Genomic DNA, 8,029 nt, shown 5'->3' with positions numbered 1-8,029 from the left:
CCCCAACGCACCCCCACCCCCCGACGCGCCACTGCGCCCCACCGCCCTCCACGTCGACCCCGCCGGCCTCGTCGCTCTCGGCAAGGCCGATCTGTGGCCGCCGCTCTCCCTCGTCGAAGACCTCGTCGCACTCACCGGCACGGCCGCCCCCGGAGCACTCCACGACCCCCGCTTCCGTGCGCTCGCCGACCACCCCGGCATCGTCCGCCTCAAGGAACTGGCCTGGCCGGGCCGCTCCCGGATCGGATTCGCGGGGCTCCTCGCAGCCGAGACCGCCCCAGTCGCCGAGTGCGCCCCTCCGCCGGGGAGCGGCGACGCGGACTGCGTCGCAGCCCTTCGCGACGCGCTGGCCTCAGGCCTGTGCGAGAGCGACGTTCCGGCCGTACCGCTGACGCCCGTCGCCGACGTCGCCAACAGGGTGAGCGACCGGATGATTTCCCTTCTGACCGTTCTCGGTCCGGAGACGGTCCAGGCCGACCCGAGTCTGCCGCTCCTGCTCGCGCGCTCGGCCGCCGACATGCCGCACCTCGATCGCCGTCAACTGCGGCTGCTCGCCCCGCAGGCGAGCGACGGCTCCGCCCGTACGAAGACCACCGTCCACGCGCCGGGCACCAGCGGCACCAGCAACCGTGGCGCCCTGACCCATCTCCTGCCCACCCAACTCGCCCTGCCAAGAACGCTCCTGCTCCTGAAGCACTCCCGCCACGAACTGCTCTACCGGCTCCATGTCACGGAGGCCGAGCCGTTCCCGGGAGAGGTCACCCTCGTCCTCGACACCAGCCCGCCGACGTTCGGACCGGTCGAGGCGCTGCTGCGCGCGGCGGCGCATCTCATCACCACGGAGTTCTGGCGGTACGGCCGCCATCCGCAGCTCGTGACCTTCGACCGGCCGTCCCAGGCCGTGCCCATCGCCCGGCCCACCGATCTCCTCGCCCTGTGGACCACCCGCACACTCGACGTCCCCGACGTGGCCCGCGCCCTGGCGACCGCCACCACCACTGGCGCCCCCGCTCTCCTCCTCACCCATCACCGCCTCCCACGCGAACTGGGCCTGACGCCAGGCCCGCAGTTGCGCCTGTTCACCACTCATTCGGCGGACGACGCCCCCGCAGGCCGCTGGGCCCTGCCGTTCCAGCGACATGTCCCGCCGTCACCGCAACCTGCCCAGTTGCGGAACGCCATCTCGGCGCTGCTGATGGGGTGAGTGAGGGAGCGGGGCAGTGCCATGTAAATAGTGCAAAAGATCGGTTTTGTGATGAGAGTGGAGAGGTAGCCGCGCCCCTGCACTCCGGGAGAGACCCATGCCATGCATCAACCGACGCGACCTCGGCCTGCTCGTACTGCGCGTGGGCACCGGCGCGGTGCTCGCGGCGCACGGCTCGCAGAAGCTGCTCGGCTGGTTCGGCGGCGCAGGCCTGGAGGGCACCGCGAAGGGCATGGAGCACATGGGGTTCAGGCCCGGCAAGCAGAGCGCCGTCGCGGCGGGGCTCGGTGAGGCGGGCGGCGGGGCGCTGCTCGCCCTCGGACTCGCCACACCGGCGGCCGGGGCAGCAGCGGCCGGAGCCATGGCCGGGGCAGTCGCCGTACACATGCCCGCCGGGTTCTTCGCCCAGTCCGGCGGCTACGAGTACCCCGGGTTCCTCGGTTTCACCGCGGCCGCCATCGGGATCACCGGAGCCGGCCGCTATTCGGTGGACCACGCCACGGGGCACCTCTTCGACCGGCCGTGGACCGTGGCGCTGGCCTTCACCGGCAGCGCACTCGCCGCGGCGGCGGTCCTCACCAGGCGGAGCGTCTTGCAAGCCGAAGCGGAAGCCGAGGCAGAGGCTGACGCGGAAGCCGCGCGGGCCGGGGCGTAGGCGGCATCGCGGTACTGGCGCACCACCCGCAGGCCGCACCACAGGAGTGGGACATGGCACCTGACCGGATCGCAGGCATCGACACCACAGCGGCTCCCAGCGGAGAAGGCTGCGCGGAGTGCCTTGCGGGCGACGGACCCGGATGGTGGTTCCACCTGCGGCGCTGCGCCGCGTGCGGGCACATCGGATGCTGCGATTCCTCACCCTCCCAGCACGGCACGAAGCACGCACGGACGGCGGGACACCCCTTCCTGACCAGCTTCGAACCGGGCGAGAGCTGGTTCTGGAACATCGAGACCGGGCAGTACTACGACGGCCCCGAACTGCCCCCGCCCACCTCGCACCCGGAATCCCAGCCGGTCCCGGGCCCGCGGGATAAGGTCCCCGCCGACTGGCAGCGGCACCTGCACTGAGTCGGCCGCCTCGGACCCACCGGAGCGGGTCACGGCACCTCGCGAAACCGCTGGGGTCCCGCATTGCGTACGCTGGGGAGGTCCTCGTGGGACGGGGTGGAAGGGGCTCGCGCGCCCTCCGCGCCCGTACGCCCTTGACCTGCACAAACGCAGGCAGGGAGCCAAGATCCGGGAGTGCCTCGACCAGACTCCGTCGGAGGTCTAGCGCTGCGTACGCGAGGACGACACCCGGCACGTCGGCCGGTTCGGGGACTCGGCCTTACTCGGTGCGCAGAGCGGTGGCCGTACGGGTCCGGGCGGCCCAGCCGGCGGGCAGGAGCGCGCCGAGGACCGCGATGACCAGGCCGCCGAAGCCGAGCAGGACCAACTCGGGCGCCTCATAGATGGCGATGACTGACTCGGGCAGGTTGAGGCCGGCGCTGTGGCCCATCGCGGGCAGGACCGCGCCGTGGAGGGCGACACCGACCGGCACGCCCAGGGCGCCGCCGACCAGGCCGGTGATGACCACCGAGGTGATGACCATCGCAATGGTCTGCCGGGGTGACATGCCAAGTGCCTTGACGATGCCGAGGTCCCGGATGCGTTCGCGGGTGTCGAGCACGACACCGTTGAGTACGCCCAGTCCGGCTACCGCGACGAGCATCAGCGTCAGAAGCGCGGTCAGCGAGTTCAGGATGACCACGGTGTCGCTGCTGCTGTCGTTCTGGCCGCTCGTGGACGTGACGCCCAGGGGCTGCAGTGCGGTGTTCAGCGTGCTGACGTAGGCGGGCAGGTCCGTACCCGGCTTCACCTCGATGTGGTGGCTCGTGGGCTTCAGGTCCGGCGCCGCGGTCGCGAGGGTCGCCGCGTCGGTGAAGACCTCCATGCCCTCGTTGCGGGTGTCCAGGACCTCGCCGACGATCCGGACCGTGACCGTGCGGCCGTTGACGTTCAGCGTGACGCTGTCCCCGACCCGGGTGCCGGTGGCGTTCAGGAGCGGCGTCGGCACCACACCCTCGCCTGGCTTCTCGACCCAGCGCCCCGAGACCATCTGGAAGCCGCCCCAGGAGGCGTCGTGGGTGAACGCGATGACGGCGGTGGAACCGGACACACCTGAGATGGTGGCTTGCGTCGTGGCGCTGCTGTAGTACCTCTTGGTTCCGGATTGGGCGTCGATTGCCGCGGTGATCGCGGCGGGGTCGGCCGTGTCCGATTCACGGGTGCCCGGGCCGCCGGGGCCCGGCTGTGGGCCGGTCATACCGATGGTGACGTCGGCGGCGTTATGGTCCCTGGCGCTCATCACCTGGGTGAGCGAGGAGCCCAGACCGACGGCGAAGGTGACAGCCGTGGCACCGAACACGATCGCCGCGACCATCGAGATCGCGCGGGCGGGACGGGCGAAGGGCCGTGCCAGGCCCATGCTGACCGGCCGTGGTAGCGGGAGCCGGGCGGTCAGCTGGGCTGCCCGGCGGCCGCGGCCGGGAGAAGGGGTGCGCCCGACGGCGAGCGCGTCGACGGTGCGCAGCCGTCCGGCCCGCCACGCGCTCGCCCACGCGGCGGCGGCTACCACGCCCAGCGCCCCGGCGATCACGGCGATGTTGATCCACGGAGTGACGGTCAGGCCCGCCGTACCGTAGGCGGCTTCCGTGTCGGCGAGCACCGGGATGGCGAGCAGATTGCCGGCGACGACGCCGACCGCCGTCCCGACCGCCGCCGGGATCAACGCCTGTCCGATGTAGGCGCGTACGACCTGGCCCGGGGTGAATCCGATGGCCTTGAGGATGCCGATCCTGCGCAGCCCCGTGCCCACCGCCCCGGCGACCACGTTGCCGACGATGAGCACCGACATGGCCAGGCCCAGGACGCCGAACGCGACGAGGAACGGCACGAACAGTGAGGTGTCGCGGTTGGCGACCTTCTTGATGGTGAGCCAGGACTGCGAACCCGCCAGCGCCCCGGCGGGGAGCGCCGACGTCACTGCGGCGCGCTTCGCGTCGATCTGCGCGGCGGTGTCCGCCGTGGTGAAGCGGTAGAGCATCTGGTGTCCGCCGACCGTGCCGGACGGCGTGAGCGAGGCGATCTGCGAGGCGGCCACCCAGCCATCGGCGGTGCGGCTGACCGAGCGGGCCATGCCGACGACCTTCAGCATGGGGCTGCCGGGAAGACCCGAGAGCTGGATCTGCAGGCCGATGCGCGCGTTGAGCCCGGAGTCGGCCGACAGGACGATCTCGCCCGGGCCGGTGGCCCAAGTGCCTGTGGTCAGCGTGATGTTGTCGACGGAGCCGCCGGGAGTGTCCCGGCCGACGACCGTCAGCGGCGCGGAACCCATGCCGTTGATCTGCGGGGTGATCGACGCCGTGGGGTACGGTCCGGCAGTGGCGCTGACCCCGGCGGTTTTGGCGGTGGCGGACAGTTGTGCGGTCGTGGTCTTGCTCGCGTCGAACTGCGCGGTCAGATGCGACCCGTGCTGCTTGGCGAAGGCCTTGTCGAAGGGTGCGCTCGACGCCACGAGCAGGGAAGCGCCGAGGACGGACGCGGTCACCGCCATCAGTGTGGCCAGCCCGATCACAATGGTCTGCACCCGGCGGCGAGCCACGCCCGAGCGCACGATCCGCGTCAGAGCGCTCATCGGGTGGGCTCCACCGCGACATCGGCGGTGATCCGGCCGTCGACGAGCTGGATGGTGCGCTTCGTGCAGGACTGCGCCAGAGCCAGATCGTGGGTGACCACGACGATGGTCTGGCCATCGGCGTTGAGCTCCCTGAGCAGTTCGCTGACATCCTCGCCGGAAGCGGAGTCCAGCGCACCGGTCGGTTCGTCGGCCAGAAGCAGCGGCGGGCGGTTCATCAAGGCCCTCGCCACCGCCACACGCTGCCGCTGACCACCGGACAGCCGGCCCGGGAAGGCGCGGGCGTGCCGGGCGATGCCGAGGGACTCCAGCAGGTCCGCCGCGCGGCGGTGCGCCTCACGGCGTGCCATGCCGGCCAGCTGCGCGGGGAGAACGACATTGTCGGCAACGCTCAGGTCGTCAAGCAGATTGAAGAACTGGAAGACCATGCCGATCTTCTCCCGCCGGTAACGCGCCGAGCCGGCCTCGCCGAGCTTGTCGACACGCACACCGGCCACGGTGACGGTTCCGCTGTCCGGCCGGTCCAGGCCCGCGATCAGATTGAGCATGGTGGACTTGCCGCTGCCGGACGGCCCAAGGATCGCCACGGAATCACCGGCCCGCACCGTCAGCGAGGTGTCCTGCAGCGCCGGTGGCCCGTCATCGTAGCGACGGCTTACGTCACACAGTTCGATCACCGGTGTGGTCATGAGCGCTCCCTCGGTATTCCGATTCCCATCTGGCGGTCCGACGCTAGGGGCGCCTCCGGGACGGGCACGACGGTCGACCGAGGTAGATCTCGTACCGCGCTGGGATGAGGCCGGTCGATGTCATCCCTGAGATGTAGGCGACAGATGTAGCCGGTGGGGTCAACTGGACTGATGCCGGGGCTCCAAGTCATCAGTGAGAATGGGCCGATGATGAACGTGCCGGTGATGGATCGCCTTCGCGAGGGAGCCAGGGCGCTGATGCACCCGACCGGCCCGGTGCCCCGCCCGACCCCGCGGAGCCGAGTCTTCGACGCGGTGTTGGCGCTCGTCGTCGGCCTTGCCTCCGCCTACTACGTCATGGACAACCTGCACGGATGGGCCGACCGGCAGCCCGTCGCGGCTCCCATCGGGTACCCGGCCAGGTCGGCCGACTGGATCATGCTGCTGAGCCTGGCGTTCATGGCCTCGGGACCCCTGGCGCTGCGTCGCCGCTATCCGCTCGCCGTGCTGTGGATCGTGATGGGCGCGACTCTGCTGACGCCGCCCGATGCGGCGAGGCTCACTTTCTACGCCTGCATCATCGCCGCCTACAGCGCCGCGGCCTACAGCCCCTACCGGGTGCCGACGCTGGCAAGCCTGCCCGTGGCGGTGCTGCTGGTCAGCATGGCCAGGGACACGGTGTCACCCACGGTCCCCCATCAGTACGTGCCGTTGCTGATCTCCGTACCGATCGTCGTGGCGGCCAACGGGCTCCGTACGTGGAAGCTGCGGGCCGACGAGGGCCGCACCCGGCTGTCCGCACTGGAACGGGAGCAGGCCGAGGCGCTGCGCCGGGCGATCGAGCAGGAACGGGCCAGAATCGCCCGCGAGCTGCACGACGTGGTGACCCACAACGTCAGCGTGATGGTCATCCAGGCCGGTGCCGCCCGCAAGGTCATGGAGGTGGCCCCCGACCAGGCCCGTGAGGCGCTGCTCGCCGTCGAGGCGGGTGGCCGGGCGGCGATGGGGGAGCTGCGCCATGTCATGGGGCTGCTCACGATGGACGCGGACGGCTCCGACCCGGACGGCTCGGTGGATCTGGCGCCGCAGCCGGGCCTCGACCAGCTGGACGCCTTGGTCGGACGGGTACGCGATACCGGAGTGCCGGTCGAGTTGACCGTGTCCGGGCAACCGCGTCCCGTATCGGCCGGCGTGCAGTTGACCGCGTACCGGGTGGTGCAGGAGGCCTTGACCAACGCGGTGAAGCACGCGGCCGGTGCGAGCGCGACGGTGCAGGTCGACTACGGCGCGAACCAACTCCAGGTGGAGGTCTCCAACACCAGCGGCAGCCCCAGTGCGTCCGCGGCCACCGGCAACGGCCGGGGGCTGATCGGCCTGCGTGAGCGCCTGGCCGTCTACGGTGGAACCCTGCGGACAGGGCCACGCCCCCTCGGTGGCTACCGAGTTCAAGCACAGATTCCCTTGGAGGAAGCGTGAACGAAGCTCTGCGCGTGGTGGTCGCCGACGATCAGGCGCTGGTCCGCAGAGGCTTCGGGATGATCCTCACCGCCGACGGCATCGACGTGGTCGCGGACGCGACCAACGGCATCGAAGCCGTCGAAGCCGTCCGGCGCACCCGGCCCGACGTGGTGCTGATGGACATCCGGATGCCGGAGATGGACGGCCTGGAGGCGACCCGGCGCATTCTCGGCGGCGCCGCCGACGAACCGCGTGTGGTCATGCTCACCACCTTCGACCTCGACCACTATGTCTACGCCGCGCTGTCCGCCGGAGCCAGCGGTTTCCTCCTCAAGGACGTCACCCCGGAGCACCTGGTCGCCACCGTACGCACGGTCCGCTCCGGGGACGCCCTGCTGGCACCGGCCATCACACGCCGCCTCGTCGAGCGCTTCGCCCGCCGGGATTCCGGAACGGCCGCGCTCCACCGAGACCTGGCCGCGCTGACGCCGCGCGAACTCGAGGTCCTGCGCCTGCTCGCCCAGGGCCTGAGCAACGCCGAACTCGCCGCGAGCCTCAACCTGTCCGAGGCGACCGTAAAGACCCACGTCTCCCGCATCCTCGCCAAACTCGGCCTCCGCGACCGGGCCCAGGCCGTGATCGTCGCCTACGAGACGGGCCTGGTCAGCCGCACTGGCCCCGACGCCTCCTGAAGAGGTCGCTTGTCTATGCCCGCTACGCCCCGTAGGCGTCCGGGCAATGGGCCCACGTAATGGACAGAACAGCGCCGGCCTCGAGACTCACAGAAGTGGGTGGGCGTCGGGCCAGTGGCTGCGTAGTCTTGGTCTGTCCTCGCGAGGTGAGGCGGAAGGTGCTTTCGGCCCTCTGCACTTGCCTGGCGATGCGTCATGAAATCAGTAAGCGGTCAGCTCAAGTCCTGAAGAGTGAGGCGAAAGCTGCCCCCGTGCAAGACGCCATTGGGTAAGAAAACTGCCCCTGACCTGCAATGCCGGTGAGTTAGCA

The 8,029-nt window shown here is 70.6% G+C and carries 7 protein-coding genes; 5 read left to right on the top strand and 2 right to left on the bottom strand.

Annotation, left to right across the window (positions count from 1 at the left end; translation table 11 throughout):
• From J7I98_RS39965 to J7I98_RS39955, 3 genes are all read left to right on the top strand, one after another.
• The coding region (locus tag J7I98_RS39965) for a hypothetical protein (protein WP_214929968.1) at positions 1-1,204 on the top strand (1,204 nt) is incomplete at its 5' end.
• 97 nt (positions 1,205-1,301) lie between these two features.
• Positions 1,302-1,859: a DoxX family protein gene (locus tag J7I98_RS39960; protein WP_214929967.1), complete on the top strand. Its 558-nt coding sequence runs from the start codon at positions 1,302-1,304 to the stop codon at positions 1,857-1,859.
• Between the two features lie 53 nt (positions 1,860-1,912).
• A complete protein-coding gene (locus J7I98_RS39955) occupies positions 1,913-2,272 on the top strand; it encodes a UBP-type zinc finger domain-containing protein (RefSeq protein WP_214929966.1) in 360 nt (119 codons plus the stop codon).
• Between the two features lie 259 nt (positions 2,273-2,531).
• Here J7I98_RS39955 and J7I98_RS39950 read toward each other — a convergent pair whose 3' ends face one another.
• Entirely contained in the window at positions 2,532-4,880 is a 2,349-nt protein-coding gene (locus tag J7I98_RS39950; protein ID WP_214929965.1) for an ABC transporter permease, read from the bottom strand.
• Positions 4,877-5,569: an ABC transporter ATP-binding protein gene (locus J7I98_RS39945; protein ID WP_214929964.1), complete on the bottom strand. Its 693-nt coding sequence runs from the start codon at positions 5,567-5,569 to the stop codon at positions 4,877-4,879. The genes J7I98_RS39950 and J7I98_RS39945 overlap by 4 nt, the downstream gene beginning before the upstream one ends.
• A gap of 225 nt (positions 5,570-5,794) precedes the next feature.
• Between J7I98_RS39945 and J7I98_RS39940 the strand changes: the two genes are divergently transcribed.
• Both J7I98_RS39940 and J7I98_RS39935 read left to right on the top strand, forming a co-directional pair.
• A complete protein-coding gene (locus tag J7I98_RS39940) occupies positions 5,795-7,045 on the top strand; it encodes a sensor histidine kinase (protein WP_251021900.1) in 1,251 nt (416 codons plus the stop codon).
• A complete protein-coding gene (locus J7I98_RS39935; protein ID WP_214929963.1) occupies positions 7,042-7,719 on the top strand; it encodes a response regulator transcription factor in 678 nt (225 codons plus the stop codon). Before J7I98_RS39940 ends, J7I98_RS39935 begins: the two co-directional genes overlap by 4 nt.
• Positions 7,720-8,029 lie beyond the last annotated feature (310 nt).

Origin of the sequence: Streptomyces sp. ISL-98 (assembly GCF_018614055.1) — a bacterium.
In the GTDB taxonomy this organism is placed as follows: Bacteria; Actinomycetota; Actinomycetes; order Streptomycetales; family Streptomycetaceae; genus Streptomyces; species Streptomyces spiramyceticus.
The sequence above is the reverse complement of the archived record's forward strand: the minus strand, read 5'-3'. Positions and strand labels throughout refer to the sequence as shown.

What these genes read in the sequence shown, in the direction of transcription:
- J7I98_RS39940 (WP_251021900.1), top strand. Translation starts at nt 5,795, where the DNA reads ATGGATCGCCTTCGCGAGGGAGCCAGGGCGCTGATGCACCCGACCGGC.
- J7I98_RS39945 (WP_214929964.1), bottom strand. Translation starts at nt 5,569, where the DNA reads ATGACCACACCGGTGATCGAACTGTGTGACGTAAGCCGTCGCTACGAT.
- J7I98_RS39960 (WP_214929967.1), top strand. Translation starts at nt 1,302, where the DNA reads ATGCCATGCATCAACCGACGCGACCTCGGCCTGCTCGTACTGCGCGTG.
- J7I98_RS39950 (WP_214929965.1), bottom strand. Translation starts at nt 4,880, where the DNA reads ATGAGCGCTCTGACGCGGATCGTGCGCTCGGGCGTGGCTCGCCGCCGG.
- J7I98_RS39955 (WP_214929966.1), top strand. Translation starts at nt 1,913, where the DNA reads ATGGCACCTGACCGGATCGCAGGCATCGACACCACAGCGGCTCCCAGC.